The sequence below is a fragment of the Pseudonocardia sp. Ae505_Ps2 genome, from assembly GCF_001932425.1.
GTDB lineage: Bacteria > Actinomycetota > Actinomycetes > Mycobacteriales > Pseudonocardiaceae > Pseudonocardia.
This window is the reverse complement of record NZ_MCIP01000001.1, coordinates 5,787,973-5,806,104: the sequence shown is the minus strand read 5'-3', so window position 1 is coordinate 5,806,104 and position 18,132 is coordinate 5,787,973. Positions and strand designations below refer to the sequence as shown.

Here is an 18,132-nt window from a genome sequence, read left to right as displayed (position 1 = left end):
CCTACCGCTCGTCGACCGCCTGCTCGGCGGCGGTGAGCCACTCCCGCCACTGTGCCGCCTGCGCGCGGGCCTGCTCGGCGCGCCTGCGGTCACCGGCCGCCCCGGCCTTCTCCGCCTGCGCCTCGAACTGCTCGACCCGCGCCCGGAACTGCTCGACGCGTGCCTGGGTCTCGGGGTCGGTGCGGCGCCACTGCGCGTCCGCGGCGGCGGCGACCTTGTCCTCGATCCCGCGCAGCCGTCCCTCCAAGGTGCGGATCTCCTCGCGCGGGACCTTGCCGATGGCCTCCCAGCGCTCCTGGATCTCGCGCAGCCGGGCCCGTGCGCCGTCCGGGTCGGACAGGTCGATCGTCTCGGCCTCGGCGAGCAGCGCCCGCTTCGCCTCGGCGTTCTCGGCGAACTCGGTGTCGCGGGCGGAGAAGTGCTCGCCGCGGCGGGCGAAGAAGCGGTCCTGCGCGCCGCGGAAGCGGGCCCACAGTGCGTCGTCGGCCTCGCGGTGGGCGCGGCCCGCCGCCTTCCACTCGGTCATCAGGTCGCGGTAGGCGGCCGCGGTCGCGTTCCACTCGTCGGAGTCGGCGAGGGCCTCGGCCTGCGCGACGAGCTCCTCCTTGCGGGCCTTCGCGGTGACCCGCTGGCGGTCGAGGTCGGCGAAGTGGGAGCCGCGCCGCCGGTTGAACGCCTCGCGGGCCTTCGAGAAGCGCTTCCACAGCTGCTCGTCGGTCTTCTTGTCGACGCCGCGGATGGTGCGCCACTCGTCGAGGATCGCCTTGTACCGGTCCCCGGCCTGCTTCCACTGGGTGGAGTCCACGGCCATCTTCTCGGCCTCGACGGCGAGCGCCTCCTTGCGGGCGACGGCGTCGTGCCGGGCGCGCTCGCGCTCCTCCTTCGCCGCGCTGACGCCCTGCTCGGCGAGGCCGACCAGCTCGTCGAGCCGCGTGCGCAGGGCGGGCACGTCCCCGACCACGTGCGCGGAGTCGAGGCCGTCGCGCAGCGCGGTCAGCGCGGTCAGTGACGCCTTCGCATCCCCGCCGCCGGCGATCCGCGCGGCGAGCACCTCGGTCTCGGTGACCAGCGCGTCGAACCGCTTCGCGTAGTGCTCCAGGCCCTCGGCGGGCGGCCCGGCCTGGTAGGAGCCGACGACCCGCTCGCCGTCGGCGGTGACCAGGGTGATGGTGCCGTCGTCGTCGGCGCGGCCCCAGCGGCCCGGGTCGTCTGCCGCGGAGGGCACCGGGGACGGCAGGGCGGCGGGCGGTGCGGGTGGTGCGACCGCGGCCGGGGTGGGCACGGGTCGGGCGGCGGGCGGCGGTCCGGGCCGGGGCGGCCCCGGCTTCGGCGGGGTGGGCCGGGTGGGCTCGGCACCCTGTCCTGCAGCGTCGGTCGCGTGGGTCTCGGACACCGGTAGGTCCTCCTCGTTCGGCCCGCCGCGGGGCGGGCGCCCCGTGCGGACGTCCGTCCGGGGCCGTGCGCGCACCGGATCCTCGCGCGGTGCGGAGGCCGGAACGGCGATTCAAGCAGGTCCACCGCCCTCGGGGGAACCGCGTGCCCTCCGGCCGGGTACGGGAGTCGTGGCCGCGGGCGCTGATTACCCTCGGAGCCCGTGCCCGCCGCGATCGCCGTCCTGCCCCAGCCCCCGCTCCTCGTCCCCGCCCTGAGCGGCGACGCGGCGGTCGAGACCGAGGGGCTGCGCGAGGCCGTCGTCGCCGCGGTGACGGGTCTCGCCGCGGCGGCCCAGCGCTGGGTCGTCGTCGGCGCCGACCCCGGCGGGCGGCGCACCGTGGACCCGGGCACCCGCGGCACCTTCGCCGGCTACGGCCGCGACGTCCCCGTCGCGCTGCCCGGCCCGGCCGGTCCGGACGAGGGCGCCGAGCTGCCGCTGCCGCTGCTGGTCGCGGCCTGGGCGGCCCCGGCCGGGGTCGGCTCGGCGCGCGGCGAGCTCGTCGCACCGGACACCCCGGTCGCGGACTGCCTGGCGCTGGGCGCCGAGCTGGCCGGCGAGGGGGTGGGGCTGCTCGTCGTCGGTGACGGCGCGGCCAAGCACACCGCGAAGGCCCCCGGCGGGTTCGACGGCCGGGCCGAAGCGTTCGACGCCGTCGTCGCCGCCGCGTTCGACGCCGGTGATCCCGAGCCGCTCGCCCGGCTCGACCCGGACGGCGCCGCCGCGCTCTGGGCCTCGGGCCGCGCGCCGTGGCAGGTGCTGGCCGGTGCCGCGCGCGGGCGCTCCTGGACGGCGGCGCACCGGCACACCTCGATGCCCTACGGCGTCGCCTACCACGTGGCGCTGTGGGAACCGGCGTGAGCGCGCCACCACCGGCTGCACCACCGCCGGCCGCGCCGGCACCGGCCGCACCGCCGCTGGTCGCCGTCGTCGGGCCGACCGCGACCGGGAAGTCGGACCTGGGCCTGGAGCTGGCACTGGCGCTGGACGGCGACGTCGTCAACGCCGACGCCATGCAGCTCTACCGCGGTCTGGACATCGGCACCGCGAAGCTCGCCCCGCACGAGCGGCGCGGCGTCGTCCACCACCAGCTCGACGTCCTCGACGTCACCGAGACCGCCTCGGTCGCGGCCTACCAGCGGGCGGCCCGCGCGGTCATCGAGGAGCTGCGCGCCGCCGGGCGCACCCCGGTGCTGGTCGGCGGCTCGGGGCTCTACGTGCAGGCCGTGCTCGACGAGCTGGAGTTCCCCGGCACCGACCCGGAGCTGCGCGCCGAGCTGGAGGCCGAGCTGGAACGTGACGGGTCCGGCGCGCTGCACGCCCGCCTCGCCGCGGCCGACCCGGTCGCCGCCGAGCAGGTGCTGCCCTCGAACGGCCGGCGGATCGTCCGCGCGCTGGAGGTGATCGCACTGACCGGCAGGCCGTTCCGCGCGACCCTGCCCGGTGCCGGCGTCCCCCGCTACGACGCCGTGCTGCTCGGCGTGGACCGCGACGTCGCCGAGCTCGACGAGCGGGTCGCGCTGCGGGTGGACCGGATGCTCGACGACGGCCTGGTCGACGAGACCCGCGCGCTGCTCCCGCGCGGGCTCGCCCACGGCCGCACCGCGTCCCGCGCGCTGGGCTACCGGCAGGTGATCGAGGCCCTCGACCGCGACCCCGACCACCCCGACCTCGCCGTCGTCCGGGAGGAGACGGTCCGCGCGACCCGGCGGTTCGTGCGCCGCCAGCGCTCCTGGTTCCGCCGGGACCGGCGCATCCACTGGCTCGACGGCGCCGACCCGGACCTGGTGGCCTCGGCGCGTGCGGTGCTCGCTCGTAGGCTGGTGGCATGACCGGCGGCATCGCGTTCAGCAAGGGGCACGGCACGCAGAACGACTTCGTGGTGCTGCCCGACCCGGACGCCGCGCTCGACCTCACCCCGGCCCGGGTCTCCGCGGTGTGCGACCGCCGCCGCGGCCTCGGCGCGGACGGGGTGCTGCGGGTCGTGCGCTGGGCGAAGCTCGCCGGTGAGCCCGGCGTCGGGGAGCCCGTCGACGGCGTCGAGTGGTTCATGGACTACCGCAACGCCGACGGCTCGCTCGCCGAGATGTGCGGCAACGGCCTGCGTGTGTTCGCCCGCTACCTGCACGAGCGCGGCTGGGCCACGGGTGGCCCGGTCGGCACCCGCAACGGGGTGCTCGACACCGCCGTCGGGCCGGACGGGGTCTCGGTCGGGCTCGGGACGGTCGGCGTCGGCCCGGCGTCGGTCGCCACCAGCGGCGACGCGCGCTTCGACGGCATCGCCCTCGACGTCGGGAACCCGCACCTGGCCTGCGTCACCGCGGCCGACCCGGACACCCTCGACCTGACCCGCGCGCCCTCCTACGACCCGGCGCTGTTCCCGAACGGGGTGAACGTCGAGTTCCTGACCCCGCTGGACGGCCCCGCCGACGGCGGCCGCATCCGGATGCGGGTGCACGAACGCGGTGTGGGGGAGACCCGCTCCTGCGGCACCGGGACCGTCGCGGCCGCCGTGGCCGCGCTGCGGCACGCCGGGCACACCGCCGGGGACGTGCAGGTCACCGTTCCGGGCGGGTTGCTGCGGGTGACGGTGGAGGCCGGCACCGACGAGCGGACCGGGCCCACGACGCTGCACGGCCCCGCGGTGCTGCTCGCCTCCGGCGAGCTGGACCGTGCGTGGTGGGACGCTCCCGCCTGAGGCCCGCGAATCGGGGCGGACACGAGTCCCGCGACGTGGGAGGATGGGGGCAAGATGACTGATGCCCACACGCACCCCTCCGTGACCCCTTCCACGTCGAACCCGGTTCCGACGGGTGGCGAGCTCGACCTGGAGGAGCGCACGTCGCTGCGCCGGATCCACGGGCTGTCCACCGAGCTCACCGACATCACCGAGGTCGAGTACCGCAAGCTCCAGCTGGAGCGGGTCGTGCTCGTCGGTGTCTGGACCGAGGGCACGGCCGAGCAGGCCGACAACTCGATGACCGAGCTGGCCCGCCTCGCCGAGACCGCCGGTTCCGAGGTGATGGACGGCCTCGTGCAGCGCCGCTCCAGCCCGGACCCGGCCACGTTCATCGGCTCCGGCAAGGTCGAGGAGCTGCTCGGGGTCGTCCGCGCCACCGGCGCCGACACCGTGATCTGCGACGGCGAGCTGTCACCCGGCCAGCTCCGTCAGCTGGAGGAGCGGCTCAAGGTCAAGGTCATCGACCGGACCGCGCTGATCCTCGACATCTTCGCCCAGCACGCCCGCTCCCGGGACGGCAAGGCCCAGGTCGAGCTCGCGCAGCTGTCCTACCTGCTGCCGCGGCTGCGCGGCTGGGGTGAGGCGCTGTCCCGGCAGGTCGGTGGCCGGGCCGCGGGCGGCGTCGGTATCGGTGGCCGTGGCCCCGGTGAGACGAAGATCGAGCTGGATCGGCGCCGCATCCGCGCGCGGATGTCGAAGCTGCGCCGCGAGATCGGTGCGATGCGCCAGGTCCGCGAGACCCAGCGCGGCAGCCGTCGCCGCAACGAGATCCCCTCGGTCGCGATCGTCGGCTACACCAACGCGGGCAAGTCGAGCCTGCTCAACCAGCTCACCGACGCCGGGGTTCTGGTGCAGGACGCGTTGTTCGCGACGCTGGACCCGACCACCCGCAAGGCACAGACGCCCGACGGGCACGACTACACCCTCACCGACACCGTCGGGTTCGTGCGGCACCTGCCGCACCAGCTCGTCGAGGCGTTCCGCTCCACGCTGGAGGAGGCCGCCCGGGCCGACCTGCTGGTGCACGTCGTCGACGGGTCCGACCCGCTGCCCGACGACCAGATCGCCGCGGTCCGTCAGGTGCTCGTCGAGGTGGGGGAGGCCGCGGGCGACACGATGCCCCCCGAGCTGCTCGTGATCAACAAGATCGACGCGGCCGGTGACCTCGCGCTGGCCCGGCTGCGGCACGCCCAGCCGGACGCCGTGTTCGTCTCGGCACACAGCGGCACCGGGATCGACCGGCTCCGCGAGCACATCGCCGAGCGCCTGCCGCGCCCGGACTACGAGGTCGACCTCCTGCTGCCCTACACCGAGGGTGCGCTGGTCGCGCGGCTGCACGACGACGGCGAGATCCTCGCCGAGTCCCACACCGCCGACGGCACCCGGATCCGGGCGCGGGTGAAGCCGGAGCTGGGCACCGCGGTGCTGCCGTTCGCGGTGGCGGGCTCTGCCGTCCCGATCGGGACCGGCGCCGACCTGCCGGCGACGGCAGCGGGCCACTGAATGGGCGGCCGGGTGGGCGGCCGCGTCCGGGGGTCGTGGCCCGCCGCCTGACCATTGTCGTCTGCCTGACCACTGTCCTCTGCCTGGCCGGTGCGCTCACGGGTGCGGCCGCGCCGCCGCCCGGGGCGCACCCGGTCTGCACCGTCGACGATCCGCGGCTGGCGGAGCTGTCCGGGCTGGTCGCGCAGGGCCCGCCCGGCGGAGCCCCGCAGCGGTACCACGCGATCGTCGACGGCGGGGGGACCGCGCGGACGTTCACCCTGGACCCGTCCGGCTGCGCAGTCACCGGAACCCGGCAGGCCGACGTCCCGGTCACCGACGTCGAGGACCTCGGGCTCGGGCCGGGCGGGGATCTCTGGCTCGCCGACACCGGTGACAACGGGGCACAGCGTGGCTCGGTCCGGCTCGTCGTGCTGCCCCCGGCCGGGCCGCCACGCGTGTACGACCTGGACTATCCGGACGGTCCGCGCGACGTCGAGGCGCTGCTGGTCGGCGACGACGGCGTGCCCCTGCTGGTGGACAAGACCACCGGGGCCGCCGGGGTGTACCGACCCGACGCACCGCTGCGCGAGGGCGGGGGCCCGGTCCCGCTGCGTCGGGTGGCACAGGTCGTGCTGCCCTGGTCGGGCACCGGTGGCGGGCCGCTCGGGGCTGCCGGATCCCGCACGATCACCGGCGGCGGGGTCTCACCGACCGGGGCCGACGGCGGACGCGCCGCCGTGCTGCGGACCTACACCGACGCGTGGGTGTTCCCGCTGCCCGTCGGCGGACCGGCGACGGCCGACGTGCTGGTCGCGGCGCTGGGCGGGGCACCACTGCCGGTGCCGTTGCCGGACGAGGCCCAGGGCGAGGCGATCGCCCCGGACGGCCGGGGTGCATTGCACTCCGGCAGCGAGGCCCGGGGCCCGACCGCGGCGGCGATCACCGTCGTCCCGGGCGCGGTGCCCGCGGCGACCGGCCCACGGGCACCGGTCGTGGCCCAGCCCGCCGAGGTGCCGGAGTACCGCACGTACCCGTCGTGGCTGCCCGCCGCGGGCGGGGCGGCGGTGCTCGCGGTGCTGCTGGTGACCGGTGCCGTCGCGATGTCCCTGCACGGACGGCGCCGCCGGTCCCGCTGACCGCGGGAACCGGGCGCCGCCGAGGAGGTCAGAGGCGGCGCAGGACCGCCACGACGCGGCCGAGGATCGACGCGTCGTCACCCGGGATCGGGTCGTAGGCGTCGTTCGCCGGCATCAGCCAGATGTGCCCGTCCTTGCGGCGGAACGTCTTCACCGTCGCCTCGCCGTCGATCATCGCGGCCACGATCTCGCACTGCTCGGCCACCGGCTGCTGACGCACGACGACCCAGTCGCCGTCGGTGATCGCGGCGTCGACCATCGAGTCACCCTTGACGTTGAGCAGGAACAGCGTGCCCTCGCCGACGATCTCGCGCGGCAGCGGGAACACGTTCTGCACGGCCTGCTCGGCCAGGATCGGGCCACCGGCGGCGATGTCGCCGATGAGCGGCACGAACGCCGGCGCCGGCCGCGCGGAACGCAGCTCGGCGGTGTCGGCGTCGGAGTCCGACCCGTCGGTGCCGGCGATCTGCTCCGGGCTGCGGACGTCGACCGCGCGGGTGCGGTTCGGGTCGCGCCGGAGGAAGCCCTTGCGCTCCAGGGTCCGGAGCTGGTGGTGCACCGACGAGGTGGACGTGAGGCCTACCGCGTCACCGATCTCGCGGACGCTGGGCGGGTAGCCGTACCGGTCCACCCAGTCCCGGATGACGGCCAGGACCTTCTTCTGCCGCGGGGTCAGGCCGCGGGTGTCGGTCGCGGGGTCGGGGAACTCCCGGACCGTCGCGGATCCCCGGTCCGCGGCGGTGCCGGTCACGCCGGGACCACCGTGTCCGGTGTCGTCCGCTGCCATCGCATTCGCCTCCTCGGGGTACTTACGGCGACGACCCTAGCCGTCGCGGGCCCGTTCGCCAAACATGCGTTCGAAGTCGCCCGGGGCGTGTCGTGGATTCCGTCGGGCCGTGGTGGTAGAACATCGCACAGGCGTTCGATCGAACACCGGTTCGATCGGTCTGGTTCGATCGGATGCCGTCCGCGTCGCCGTCCGGCCGCGCGGGGCGACCGGCAGCGGGAACGGCAGTGGGGGTGGCGATCGTGGACGCAGCGGTCATCGGGGGTATGACGGTCATCGGACGGGCTCCGGTCGGCACCGCGGCCGGCGCGGTGCGGCCCGTGCCGACGCCGGGTCCCGTGCGCCGCGTGGTGGCGGCGGTGGGTGTCCTGCTGGCCTCGGCGGCCGCGGTCGTCGCGCTCGGGGTGGTCGCCGACGTCGCCGCCCACGGCCCGGCCGTGCCGCCCGCGGTCGGCGCGCCACGCTGAGAGCGTCTCCGGCACGTGCGGTGACCTGCGGAGACGCGGTTGTTGTCGGTGTCGGGTGCTACACCGCTCGTACGCCCGTTCGACCGGGCTCGGGGAAGGGCCGGTCGGGAGCGGGGGAGACGAGACCGCCCGGGGGACGGGCGGTCCGACGGCAGGAGGAACCATGCGAGAGCTCGACGAGCGGATCCGCGACCACGGCGCGGTCGGCTGCCTGACCGGTGCCCCCGCGCCCGGCACCCCCACCTCGCGCGCCCGGCGCGCCGCCCGGGAGCGGGTGCGGGCGGCGGAGGGTGTGGCCGGTCCGGCCGGTGCCGGCTCGTCGGCCGTCGCGCGCGCCGCGCACCGGTGGGCCGCCCACGGTGCACGGGAGCGCGCACTGACCGAGTCGGTCGCGCGGCACCCCGCCGCCCGTTCCGGGCGCGCCACGGCGTCCGGTGTCTCGGCAGCCGGTGTCTCGGTGCCTGGTGTCCCGGTGCCTGGTGTCCCGGTGCCTGGTGTCCCGGTGCCTGGTGTCCCGGTACCTGGTGTCCCGGTGCCTGGTGTCTCGGCGCCCGGTGTTCCGACGTCCGGTCCGACGGCGCCTGGTCCGACGGCTCACGGTCCGACGGCTCACGGGCGTGCGGCCCGGACCGCGGCACCGGTCGGTCCGGCGGTCCCGCGTGGCGTCACCGGTGGTCCGAACGTCGCGGTCCGGACGCCCCGCTGCACCACCTCGGCGCCGGGCTCCACGGCGACCCTGGTGCGGCCCGCCCGGGTCGCGGCGCCGTCCGGTCCGCGGTCGGTGGCCGTGCCGGCGCCGCGCACGGTCCGTCCGCTGGACCGGCGTTGCCTGGTCCCGGCCCGCCCCCGCCCGGCCCGCAGCCGGGTCCGCGGGCGCCTGGAGCGGTTCCTGACCGGGGTCGCGGTGCTGCTGTGCGCCACGACCGCGGTGGTGGCGCTCGGGCTGCTGGGCGACGCGGCGGCGGGCTGGAACGCCCCCGCGGCCGCCGTGCCGTCGGTCGGTGCCGTGCGCTGAGGAGTGTCGGGGCCGCGGTGCGGTCTCGTGGGCTGGGCCGGTGGCCCGGAGTGGTGCCGGCGTGTCCGGCCCGGGTCATGCAGTGGTGCGGTGCCGACGTGTCGGGCTCCCGGGGCGGAGCCGGTCGGGCGTGCCGTGGTGCGGTGCCGGCGCGGCGACCGTGGTCACGGCGGTGGCGGTGCGGTGACGGTGTGGAGCGATCCGGCGCCGTGTCGGCGTCGCATCGGGTGACGGCATGCGCCGGGCCGGCACGCGGATGTCGGGCGGCGGTCGCCGGGATGTCGCCGGATCGTCGGCGGTGAGCCGCCGGGCGCGTCGGCAGGGCGTGTCCCCGCATCGGGTGGCCGCCGGTCGCGGTCCCCGCGGCGCGACGGACGGCGCCGCGCGTGACGTTCCTCGGCGCCACCAGCGCCGATGTCCCCCTCCATGATCGTCGGCGACGAGCCGGTCGCGGAACGTGGTGTGCAACGCTCGGATCCCGATCGGGCGAAGCTCGGCGCGGCGTGGGCCCCGGGATGGCGGACCCCTAGATGTAGGGGTTACATTGACGTTGTTCCGCCACTGGTTGGGGGGATGGATTGCTGCGGAGAGTTTCCGGAACGTTACGGGAGAGGGTGTGAGCGTCCATGCGCTGCCCGTTCTGCCGGCACCCGGATTCCCGCGTGATCGACTCACGGACCGCCGACGACGGGACCTGCACCCGTCGGCGCCGGTCCTGCACCTCGTGCGGACGCCGGTTCACCACGGTCGAGGAGGCCGTGCTCGCCGTCGTCAAGCGCAGCGGGGTGACCGAGCCCTTCAGTCGACAGAAGGTCGTCAGCGGGGTTCGGCGGGCGTGCCAGGGCCGGCCGGTCGACGAGGACGACCTGCAGCAGCTCGCCCACCGGGTCGAGGAGACCGTGCGGGCACGCGGGGCGGCGGAGCTTCCCAGCCACGAGGTCGGACTGGCGATCCTCGGGCCGCTGCGTGAGCTCGACGAGGTCGCGTACCTGAGATTTGCGAGCGTCTATCGCTCCTTCTCCTCCATCGAGGACTTCGAGAAGGAGATCGCCGACCTGCGTTCGGCGGCTGCCGGGGAAGCAGCCGACGACGAGGCCGGCCACAACCGGGACGGGTGAGCCGCTCGGCGGCACGGGTCCGGCGCGCACCCCGCGAGGGGGCGACCGGTACCGGCCGTCGTCGCAGGTCGTACCGGAGGGGAAGACCGTCCGCGCACCCCAGCGCGCGGGTGGTACACGGTGACAAGTGCGGAGGCATGCATGACCGAGACCGTCGGGGGCCCGACGACAGACACCGGTGAGAGCGCGGCTACCAAGCCGGCGCGCAGCCGCGGGAAGACCGGCGCCAAGCGCGCGCCCGGCCTGACCGTCCAGCGTGTCTTCACCACCGAAGGGGTCCACCCCTACGAGGAGGTGGAGTGGGAGCGCCGCGACGTCGTCATGACCAACTGGCGCGACGGCACGGTCAACTTCGAGCAGCGCGGCGTCGAGTTCCCGCGCAGCTGGTCGGTCAACGCCACCAACATCGTCACCAGCAAGTACTTCCGCGGCGCGGTGGGCTCGGACACCCGTGAGTCGAGCCTGAAGCAGCTCGTCGAGCGGGTCGTCGGCACCTACAAGCGGGCCGGTCTCGAGCACGGCTACTTCGCCACCGAGGGCGACGCCGAGATCTTCGACCACGAGCTGACCTGGATGCTGATCCACCAGGTGTTCAGCTTCAACTCGCCGGTGTGGTTCAACGTCGGCACCGCCAGCCCGCAGCAGGTCAGCGCCTGCTTCATCCTCTCGGTCGACGACACCATGGAGTCGATCCTGAACTGGTACCGCGAGGAGGGCCTGATCTTCAAGGGCGGCTCCGGTGCCGGCCTGAACCTCTCGCGCATCCGCTCGTCGAAGGAGCTGCTGTCCTCGGGCGGCACCGCCTCGGGCCCGGTCTCGTTCATGCGCGGTGCCGACGCCTCCGCGGGCACCATCAAGTCCGGCGGCGCCACGCGGCGCGCGGCGAAGATGGTCGTCCTCGACGTCGACCACCCCGACATCGAGGAGTTCGTCGAGACCAAGGCCAAGGAGGAGGCCAAGGTCCGCGTCCTGCGCGACGCCGGCTTCGACATGGACCTGGGCGGCTCCGACATCACCTCGGTGCAGTACCAGAACGCCAACAACTCCGTCCGCGTCACCGACGAGTTCATGCGCGCGGTCGAGGAGGGCACCGACTTCGGTCTGCGTGCCCGGATGACCGGTGAGGTCATCGAGCGCGTCGACGCCCGCAAGCTCTTCCGCGGCATCGCCGAGGCGGCCTGGAACTGCGCCGACCCGGGCATCCAGTACGACGGCACGATCAACGACTGGCACACCACCCCGGAGTCCGGCCGCATCAGCGCGTCGAACCCGTGCTCGGAGTACATGCACCTGGACAACTCCAGCTGCAACCTCGCGTCGCTGAACCTGCTGAAGTTCCTCGACTCCGACGACCGGGTCGACGCCGAGACCTTCGCCAAGGCCGTCGAGCTGATCATCACCGCGATGGACATCTCGATCTGCTTCGCGGACTTCCCGACCGAGCCGATCGCCGACACCACCCGGAAGTTCCGCCAGCTGGGCATCGGCTACGCCAACCTCGGCGCGCTGCTCATGGCGACCGGCCACGCGTACGACTCCGAGGGCGGCCGCGCGCTCGCCGGGTCCATCACCTCGCTGATGACCGGTGCCGCGTACAAGCGCTCCGCCGAGCTCGCCGGTGTCGTCGGTCCGTACGAGGGCTACGCCCGCAACGCCGAGGCCCACCAGCGGGTCATCCGCAAGCACGCCGCGGAGAACGACCGCATCCGCACCTTCGCCTCCAGCACCCCGGTGCAGAAGCTCGCCACCCAGGTCTGGAAGCAGTGCCAGGACATCGGTGAGGTCAACGGCTGGCGCAACGCGCAGGCGTCGGTGCTGGCCCCGACCGGCACGATCGGCCTGATGATGGACTGCGACACGACCGGCATCGAGCCGGACCTGGCGCTGGTCAAGTTCAAGAAGCTGGTCGGCGGCGGCTCCATGCAGATCGTCAACCAGTCGGTGCGCCGGGCCCTGGACAACCTCGGCTACCAGGCCGAGCAGGCCGAGGCGATCGTCGAGTACGTCGCCGAGCACGGCCACGTCGTCGACGCCCCGGGCATGAAGCCCGAGCACTACGAGGTGTTCGACTGCGCCATGGGCGACCGGACGATCGCCCCGATGGGCCACGTCCGCATGATGGCCGCCGCGCAGCCGTTCCTGTCCGGCGCCATCTCCAAGACGGTCAACATGCCCGAGCGGGCGACCGTCGAGGACGTCGAGCGGATCTACCTCGAGGGGTGGCGCCTCGGTCTCAAGGCCCTGGCGATCTACCGCGACAACTGCAAGGTCGGCCAGCCGCTGTCCGCGGGCAAGGGCGGCGACAAGAAGGCCGGCGGTGACACCGCGGAGGCCGAGAAGGTCACGGTCGTCGAGCAGCGGCCGGTCCGCAAGCGGCTGCCGAAGAAGCGGCCCAGCGAGACCGTGTCGTTCACCGTCGGCGGCGCCGAGGGCTACCTCACCGCCGGCAGCTACCCCGACGACGGCCTCGGCGAGATCTTCGTCAAGCTCGGCAAGCAGGGCTCGACCCTGGCCGGTGTGATGGACGCCTTCTCGATGTCGATCTCGGTGGGCCTGCAGTACGGCATCCCGCTGGAGTTCTACGTCTCGAAGTTCTCCAACCTGCGCTTCGAGCCGGCCGGGATGACCGACGACCCGGACGTGCGGATCGCGACCTCGGTGCTGGACTACCTGTTCCGCCGCCTGGCGCTGGACCACCTGCCGTACGAGAAGCGCGCCCAGCTGGGCATCTTCTCCTCCGACGAGCGGTCCGCCCAGGTCGAGAACGACTACGGCACCGGCGAGAAGCTCGACATCGAGGAGTTCCGTTCCTCGGTGCCGACGATCGAGGAGCGCAAGGAGGCCGGTGCCGAGCCCGCACCGGTCGAGGTCGGCAGCTCCACCGAGCTGCTCGAACTGCGGCTGGGCAAGGCCGCCGACGCCCCGCTGTGCATGACCTGCGGGACGAAGATGCGCCCCGCCGGGTCCTGCTACCTCTGCGAGGGCTGCGGCTCCACCAGCGGCTGCAGCTGAGCGACACCGCACCACACCGGGGCGGCTCCGACATCGGGGCCGCCCCGGCGCGCGTGGCGGTGCAGGATCGTCGGTGCAGGGATCGTCGGTGCAGGGATCGGAGACCGGGTGACCGAGGACCGCACCGCGGAGGTGGCCGGGCGCCTGCGCGTCGACCCGCGGGTGCTCGCCGTGCTCGTCGCCGCCCCGTGGCGCGTCGCGGACGGCCACGACACCGCGCCCGTCGCCGAGCCGCCGGGGGAGCGCGGCACCGTCTACGTGGACGTCCCGTCCCCGGCGGAGCTGCGTGAGCTCGACCTGCCGACCGACGGGCTGCGGCACTTCGGGCTCACCCCGGCCGACCTGCGACGCGGCGGCTGGACCGATGCGGACCTGCGTTCGGCGGGGCTCCTCCCACCCGGCGCGGAGCCGGACCCGGTGGCCTGGTTCGTCGCGGGGGAGCCGCCGCAGCTGATGCTCGGGTTCGACCCGTCGGGGCCGGTGCTGCTCGCCCGACCGGAGCCCCGCTGGGACGGCCACCTCCCGGTGCTCGACCCGGCCGACGCCGTCGAGGTGCCGGTCCTGCCCGGCTGCGACGACCCGGACGGCGACCCCGGGCTCGCCATCCGCCAGGTGCGTGACGGGCTGCTGCGCCGGGCCCGGCGCCGGCTCACCCACTGCGTGATCTGCCTGCGCCCGGTGCACCGGGCCGCGACGGTGCACGGCGCCTGCCACGGGTGCGCCGGCAGCTGGCTCGGCGTCGTCCTCTGACGCCGGCCCGGGTCAGGTCGCCGACACCGGACCCGGCCGCGCCCCGGCACCGGCGGGCGGGGGAGGGCAGCGCAGCAGCTGACGCCACTGCTCGGGGCTCCACCGTGCCGGGTCGGTGGAGTCGAGGAACTCCTCCAGCACCCCCACGAACCGGGCCGGGTCGCTGTGGTGCGGGAAGTGCCCGGCGTCGTCGAACACCTCCAGCCGGCTGCCCGGCATCGCCGCGTGCGCGGTGTGGGCGTGCGCGAGCGGCACCACCGCGTCCCGGGCGCCCCACACCAGCATCGTCGGCATCCCGCGGGTCAGGTAGCAGCGGTCCAGCATGGTCACGACCTGCCCGCGCCAGTCGACGACGGCCCGCAGCGTCCGGATGAACGCCGCCCGCGACGTCGCGTCGGGCAGCGCGTCGACCAGCCGGAGCAGGTCGGCGGCGTCACGGCCGAGGTCGGCGCCGACCAGCCGCAGCGCGTCGAGGGCCCACCCGATCTGCCACCGCAACGGCGGCAGCTGCGAGGCCGCCAGCACCGCCTGCGCACCGGGCAGGCTGACCGCGCGCAGCAGCGGCGTCACGTCCGGGCCCGCCCCGCCGGTGCCGACCAGCACCAGGCGCTCGGTCCGGTCGGGGTACTGGTAGGCGAACTGCATGGCGACGCCACCGCCCAGCGAGTGCCCCACCAGCGTCGCGCGCGGGACACCGAGGACGCCGAGGAGGTCCCGCACGCCGTTGGCGTAGGCGGCGACCGAGTAGTCCGCGCGCGGCTTGTCCGAGTGCCCGTGCCCCAGCAGGTCAGGGGCGATCACCAGGTGCCGCCGGGCCAGCGCGGGGAACACCGCCTCCCACGTCGCCGAGCTGTCCCCGATGCCGTGCACGAGCACCACCGCCGGCCCGGACCCGGCCACCCGGAACGCCCGCCGGTAGCCGTGCACGGTGCGGAACCGCAGCTCCGAGTCCCGCGGCGGCACGACGCCGAGCCGGTCGCCGACCGGTGCCGGGCGCGAGGTGGGGGCCGCCATCGGACCGACGGTAGGACCGCCGCGTTACCCCGGTGTTGCCGTCGGCGAACGGCGCCACGGCACCTAGGGTCGGCGGCGTGAGCGAGCGCTACCGGGTCGTCCCGGCGTCCTACGTCCTGCTGTTGCGCGGCACCGGTGAGCGCACCGAGGTGCTGCTCCAGATGCGTGCCGGCACCGGGTTCATGGACGGCCACTGGGCCGCCGCCGCGGCCGGGCACGTCGAGGCCGGCGAGGACGCGGCCGCCGCCGCGGTGCGCGAGGCCCGGGAGGAGCTCGGCGTCACCGTCGACCCCGCCGACCTGGTCCCGCTCACGGCGGTGCACCGCACCGGGCGCACCGGGGACCCGGTCGACGAACGCGTCGACTTCTTCTTCACCTGCCGTCGCTGGACCGGCGAGCCACGCCGCGCCGAGGACGGGAAGACCGCGGGCCTGGACTGGTTCGCGCTCGCCGACCTGCCCGCCGACACGGTCCCGCACGAACGCGCGGTGCTCGACGCCCTGCGCGACGGCGACGTGGCCGCGGTCCGCAGCCACGGCTTCCGGTAGCGGCCTACTCCGGGTCGACGAGCTGGATCTCGACGGTGACGTCCGGGCTGTCGCTGTCGTCGGGGTCGATCGCCCAGTGCAGCACCCAGTCGACCTCGTAGTCGTCGCGCCGCCGGCCGGGTGGGGCGAAGTTGACCCACTCCCCGGCCCGGGGGAGCGTCTGGAACAGCCGGACGAAGTCGGGCTGCTGCCCGATCCTCACCCGCGCGGTGATCGGTGTCTGCGACGACGGGGAGCCCACGGCCCGAGATGCTGCCCGACCGGAGCGCAGCGCGCCACGCCCCGTCCGCACGCGGTTCAGGGCCGGACGGCGCCCAGGAACCAGCGGTCCACCGAGAACGGCTCGTCGCCGCAGGACGCGACGCCCGACGCCCACGCGTCGACCTCGGCCCGGGTGAGGCCGCACCGGCCCGGCGCGGCCTCGGCGACCATCTCCCGCAGCGCGGCGCCGTAGCCGGTGGAGGCCGGCCCGCGCATCGGCATCCGTCGTGTCCACTCCCCGTCGAACCCGGCGCGCTGCAGCAGCGGGCCCAGCTCGTAGGGCAGCCGCGACCGCGGCACCGTGCTGCACCACGCGTCGCGGATGCGGCGGTGCCGGTCCTGCCCCGGCCCGGGCCAGTGCAGCGAGGTCCAGTCCGTGTCCAGCACGAGCAGCCGCCCACCCGGGCGCAGGACCCGGTACAGCTCGGTGACGGTGGCCGGCAGGTCGTCGACGAACTCCAGGACCTGCAGGCAGGCCACGGCGTCGTACGGACCGCCGGGCAGCGAGCCCGGACCGGCCAGCGCGCGCTGGGTGACGACGGCACGGGTGCCGCACCGGCGTCGCGCCAGCGTCACCATCACCGGGTCCGGGTCGACCCCCGTGGCACCCGGACCGACGGCCCTGGCGACGTCGTCGAGCAGTTGTCCCGGTCCGGTCCCGACGACCAGGATCTGCTCGCCGGCCCGCGGGCCCAGCAGCTCCAGGGTCCGTTCCCGTTCGGTCCGGGCCTCGGGGGTGTCGTAGGTGTCCGCGACCCTCCGTGCGCTCGCGGCGTCGACCGGCAGCATTCCGGCTCCCTAGTCTCAACCGCCGGTGTAGCGCGCCGACTCGATCAGCGCCTCCACCGACTCCGGTGGCACTCGGAACGAGCGCCCGAACCGCACCGCGGGGAGCTCCCCGGAGTGCACCAGCCGGTACACCGTCATCCGGGAGACCCGCATCCGGTCCGCCACCTCTGCCACGGTGAGGAACGGCGCGTCCTGCCCGGACCGTTGCTCCGGGATCCCTGCCGCCATGCTGCGTCCCTCCTTCGCCGACCCGCCCCCAGGCCGACCCTCTGATCACCGAACGCAGGGACGGTAGCGCGGATCGGGCCACCCTCCCGGTGCGATCGTGTACCACCCTCGGGTGGACTGTCCGGAAAATGTCGACTGTCGGTGCCCGGCCCGACACGTGGGGTGATGATGTGCCCCGCAGGAGGGTGCGGCGCCCCCGGATCCGGTCATCTATCGTCGGGCGGTGACCGCCGCTTCCACCGTGACCGATGACGACCCGGACGGCGACTGGACCGCGCCGGGCGTGTTCCGCAGCGCCCCCGGGGGGTACCGGATCCCGCTGCCGCTGCCGCAGGACGGGCTGCGGGCGGTGAACGTCTACGCACTCGCCGACGACACCGGCTGGACCCTGATCGACTCCGGCTGGGCGATCGACGAGGCCCGCGACCTGCTGGGCAAGGCGCTGGCGGCGCTGGGCTCCGGTTTCGGCGACGTCCGCCGCTTCCTGGTCACCCACGCTCACCGCGACCACTACACGCTGGCCTCGGTGCTGCGCCGCGAGTACGGCACCCGGGTGCTGCTCGGGGCGGGGGAGCGCCCGAACCTGGAGGTCATCACCGACCCGGCCCGGCCGCCGGGCGAACCCGACCGGTCCCGGCTGCTGCGTGCCGGTGCCGCCGGCATCGTCGACGAGCTCGGCCGGGCCGGGCCGTGGCCGCGTCCGCTCCCCGAGGAGTGGGAGGCCCCCGACGAGTGGGTCGCCGACCGCGCCGCCATCGCCGTCGCCGACCCGGCCGGCACGCGCACCCTGACCGCGGTGGAGACCCCGGGGCACACCCGTGGGCACCTCGTGTTCGCCGACGAGGCCCACGAGCTGCTGTTCGCCGGGGACCACGTGCTGCCCCGGATCACCCCGTCGATCGGCCTGCAGCCGTCGCCGGTGGCGAGCCCGCTCGGGCAGTTCCTCGACTCGCTGCGCCTGGTCCGGTCCCGGCCGGACGCGACCCTGCTGCCCGCGCACGGCCCGGTCGGTGGCGGCGCGCACGCTCGCGTCGACGAGCTGCTGGCCCACCACGAGGTCCGGCTCGCCCAGTGCCGCGACGCCGTCGCCGCGGGCCATCCGACCGCCGACGCGGTCGCCCGGGTCCTGCGCTGGACCCGGCGGGAACGCCGGCTGGAGGACATGGACCTGTTCAACCGGACCCTCGCGGTCCTGGAGACCGGGGCGCACCTCGACGTGCTCGCCGACCTCGGTGAGCTGCGCCGGACCGAGGTTCCCGACGCCGCCACCGGGGTCGCCGTCGCCACCTACACGGCCTGACCCGCGCGCCGGGCCGCGACACGCCGCGCACCGTTCACCCGGTAGTCGTG

The 18,132-nt window shown here is 75.0% G+C and carries 18 protein-coding genes; 12 read left to right on the top strand and 6 right to left on the bottom strand.

Going from position 1 to position 18,132, the window contains the following annotated elements:
* Nucleotide 1: 1 nt before the first annotated feature.
* Entirely contained in the window at nucleotides 2-1,282 is a 1,281-nt protein-coding gene (locus tag Ae505Ps2_RS27045; protein WP_075312982.1) for a DUF349 domain-containing protein, read from the bottom strand.
* Nucleotides 1,283-1,594: 312 nt separating this feature from the next.
* On the opposite strand from Ae505Ps2_RS27045, the gene Ae505Ps2_RS27040 reads away from it, so the two are divergent.
* From Ae505Ps2_RS27040 to Ae505Ps2_RS31465, 5 genes are all read left to right on the top strand, one after another.
* Nucleotides 1,595-2,293, top strand: coding sequence for a hypothetical protein (locus tag Ae505Ps2_RS27040; protein WP_075311127.1), 699 nt, complete (start codon nucleotides 1,595-1,597; stop codon nucleotides 2,291-2,293).
* Nucleotides 2,294-2,349: 56 nt separating this feature from the next.
* Nucleotides 2,350-3,264: a tRNA (adenosine(37)-N6)-dimethylallyltransferase MiaA gene (miaA, locus tag Ae505Ps2_RS27035; protein ID WP_075312984.1), complete on the top strand. Its 915-nt coding sequence runs from the start codon at nucleotides 2,350-2,352 to the stop codon at nucleotides 3,262-3,264.
* Complete coding sequence (gene dapF / locus Ae505Ps2_RS27030) at nucleotides 3,261-4,130, top strand: diaminopimelate epimerase (RefSeq protein ID WP_020624396.1); 870 nt, start codon at nucleotides 3,261-3,263, stop codon at nucleotides 4,128-4,130. Before miaA ends, dapF begins: the two co-directional genes overlap by 4 nt.
* Before the next feature lie 81 nt (nucleotides 4,131-4,211).
* On the top strand, nucleotides 4,212-5,675 hold the full coding sequence (gene hflX / locus Ae505Ps2_RS27025) for a GTPase HflX (protein WP_233147622.1): 1,464 nt from the start codon (nucleotides 4,212-4,214) through the stop codon (nucleotides 5,673-5,675).
* 35 nt (nucleotides 5,676-5,710) lie between these two features.
* Nucleotides 5,711-6,793, top strand: a complete 1,083-nt coding sequence (locus Ae505Ps2_RS31465) for a hypothetical protein (RefSeq protein WP_075333659.1) — start codon at nucleotides 5,711-5,713, stop codon at nucleotides 6,791-6,793.
* A gap of 28 nt (nucleotides 6,794-6,821) precedes the next feature.
* Here Ae505Ps2_RS31465 and lexA read toward each other — a convergent pair whose 3' ends face one another.
* Nucleotides 6,822-7,580 (bottom strand): transcriptional repressor LexA, encoded by a 759-nt coding sequence (gene lexA, locus Ae505Ps2_RS27015; protein ID WP_075554108.1) that lies wholly within the window; start codon nucleotides 7,578-7,580, stop codon nucleotides 6,822-6,824.
* Nucleotides 7,581-7,822: 242 nt separating this feature from the next.
* Between lexA and Ae505Ps2_RS27010 the strand changes: the two genes are divergently transcribed.
* The 5 genes from Ae505Ps2_RS27010 to Ae505Ps2_RS26990 all read left to right on the top strand — a co-directional run bounded on the left by Ae505Ps2_RS27010 (nucleotide 7,823) and on the right by Ae505Ps2_RS26990 (nucleotide 13,942).
* Entirely contained in the window at nucleotides 7,823-8,047 is a 225-nt protein-coding gene (locus Ae505Ps2_RS27010; protein ID WP_139318963.1) for a hypothetical protein, read from the top strand.
* 163 nt (nucleotides 8,048-8,210) lie between these two features.
* Nucleotides 8,211-9,062 (top strand): hypothetical protein, encoded by an 852-nt coding sequence (locus Ae505Ps2_RS32205; protein ID WP_075554107.1) that lies wholly within the window; start codon nucleotides 8,211-8,213, stop codon nucleotides 9,060-9,062.
* A gap of 626 nt (nucleotides 9,063-9,688) precedes the next feature.
* Complete coding sequence (gene nrdR / locus Ae505Ps2_RS27000; protein WP_020623044.1) at nucleotides 9,689-10,180, top strand: transcriptional regulator NrdR; 492 nt, start codon at nucleotides 9,689-9,691, stop codon at nucleotides 10,178-10,180.
* Between the two features lie 141 nt (nucleotides 10,181-10,321).
* On the top strand, nucleotides 10,322-13,192 hold the full coding sequence (locus Ae505Ps2_RS26995; RefSeq protein WP_075311137.1) for a vitamin B12-dependent ribonucleotide reductase: 2,871 nt from the start codon (nucleotides 10,322-10,324) through the stop codon (nucleotides 13,190-13,192).
* Between the two features lie 108 nt (nucleotides 13,193-13,300).
* Nucleotides 13,301-13,942, top strand: coding sequence for a hypothetical protein (locus Ae505Ps2_RS26990; RefSeq protein ID WP_075554106.1), 642 nt, complete (start codon nucleotides 13,301-13,303; stop codon nucleotides 13,940-13,942).
* Between the two features lie 12 nt (nucleotides 13,943-13,954).
* Here the strand turns inward: Ae505Ps2_RS26990 and Ae505Ps2_RS26985 are convergent, their stop codons facing one another.
* Nucleotides 13,955-14,956: an alpha/beta hydrolase gene (locus Ae505Ps2_RS26985; RefSeq protein WP_083695141.1), complete on the bottom strand. Its 1,002-nt coding sequence runs from the start codon at nucleotides 14,954-14,956 to the stop codon at nucleotides 13,955-13,957.
* Nucleotides 14,957-15,033: 77 nt separating this feature from the next.
* On the opposite strand from Ae505Ps2_RS26985, the gene Ae505Ps2_RS26980 reads away from it, so the two are divergent.
* A complete protein-coding gene (locus Ae505Ps2_RS26980) occupies nucleotides 15,034-15,504 on the top strand; it encodes an NUDIX domain-containing protein (RefSeq protein WP_075311141.1) in 471 nt (156 codons plus the stop codon).
* A 4-nt stretch (nucleotides 15,505-15,508) separates the two neighbouring features.
* Here Ae505Ps2_RS26980 and Ae505Ps2_RS26975 read toward each other — a convergent pair whose 3' ends face one another.
* From Ae505Ps2_RS26975 to Ae505Ps2_RS26965, 3 genes are read right to left on the bottom strand one after another with little or no spacing between them, the layout of a single operon-like run.
* Nucleotides 15,509-15,745 (bottom strand): hypothetical protein, encoded by a 237-nt coding sequence (locus tag Ae505Ps2_RS26975; protein WP_020623049.1) that lies wholly within the window; start codon nucleotides 15,743-15,745, stop codon nucleotides 15,509-15,511.
* A gap of 56 nt (nucleotides 15,746-15,801) precedes the next feature.
* Entirely contained in the window at nucleotides 15,802-16,554 is a 753-nt protein-coding gene (locus Ae505Ps2_RS26970) for a methyltransferase domain-containing protein (RefSeq protein ID WP_075333656.1), read from the bottom strand.
* Between the two features lie 15 nt (nucleotides 16,555-16,569).
* On the bottom strand, nucleotides 16,570-16,782 hold the full coding sequence (locus Ae505Ps2_RS26965) for a helix-turn-helix domain-containing protein (protein ID WP_020623051.1): 213 nt from the start codon (nucleotides 16,780-16,782) through the stop codon (nucleotides 16,570-16,572).
* A gap of 223 nt (nucleotides 16,783-17,005) precedes the next feature.
* On the opposite strand from Ae505Ps2_RS26965, the gene Ae505Ps2_RS26960 reads away from it, so the two are divergent.
* Nucleotides 17,006-18,082 (top strand): MBL fold metallo-hydrolase, encoded by a 1,077-nt coding sequence (locus Ae505Ps2_RS26960; RefSeq protein ID WP_075554105.1) that lies wholly within the window; start codon nucleotides 17,006-17,008, stop codon nucleotides 18,080-18,082.
* Nucleotides 18,083-18,132 lie beyond the last annotated feature (50 nt).

Bases quoted from the DNA above. Each gene is read 5' to 3' on its own strand.
- dapF (WP_020624396.1), top strand. From the start codon at position 3,261: ATGACCGGCGGCATCGCGTTCAGCAAGGGGCACGGCACGCAGAACGAC.
- lexA (WP_075554108.1), bottom strand. From the start codon at position 7,580: ATGGCAGCGGACGACACCGGACACGGTGGTCCCGGCGTGACCGGCACC.
- Ae505Ps2_RS32205 (WP_075554107.1), top strand. From the start codon at position 8,211: ATGCGAGAGCTCGACGAGCGGATCCGCGACCACGGCGCGGTCGGCTGC.
- nrdR (WP_020623044.1), top strand. From the start codon at position 9,689: ATGCGCTGCCCGTTCTGCCGGCACCCGGATTCCCGCGTGATCGACTCA.
- Ae505Ps2_RS26995 (WP_075311137.1), top strand. From the start codon at position 10,322: ATGACCGAGACCGTCGGGGGCCCGACGACAGACACCGGTGAGAGCGCG.
- Ae505Ps2_RS26985 (WP_083695141.1), bottom strand. From the start codon at position 14,956: ATGGCGGCCCCCACCTCGCGCCCGGCACCGGTCGGCGACCGGCTCGGC.
- Ae505Ps2_RS26970 (WP_075333656.1), bottom strand. From the start codon at position 16,554: ATGCTGCCGGTCGACGCCGCGAGCGCACGGAGGGTCGCGGACACCTAC.
- Ae505Ps2_RS26965 (WP_020623051.1), bottom strand. From the start codon at position 16,782: ATGGCGGCAGGGATCCCGGAGCAACGGTCCGGGCAGGACGCGCCGTTC.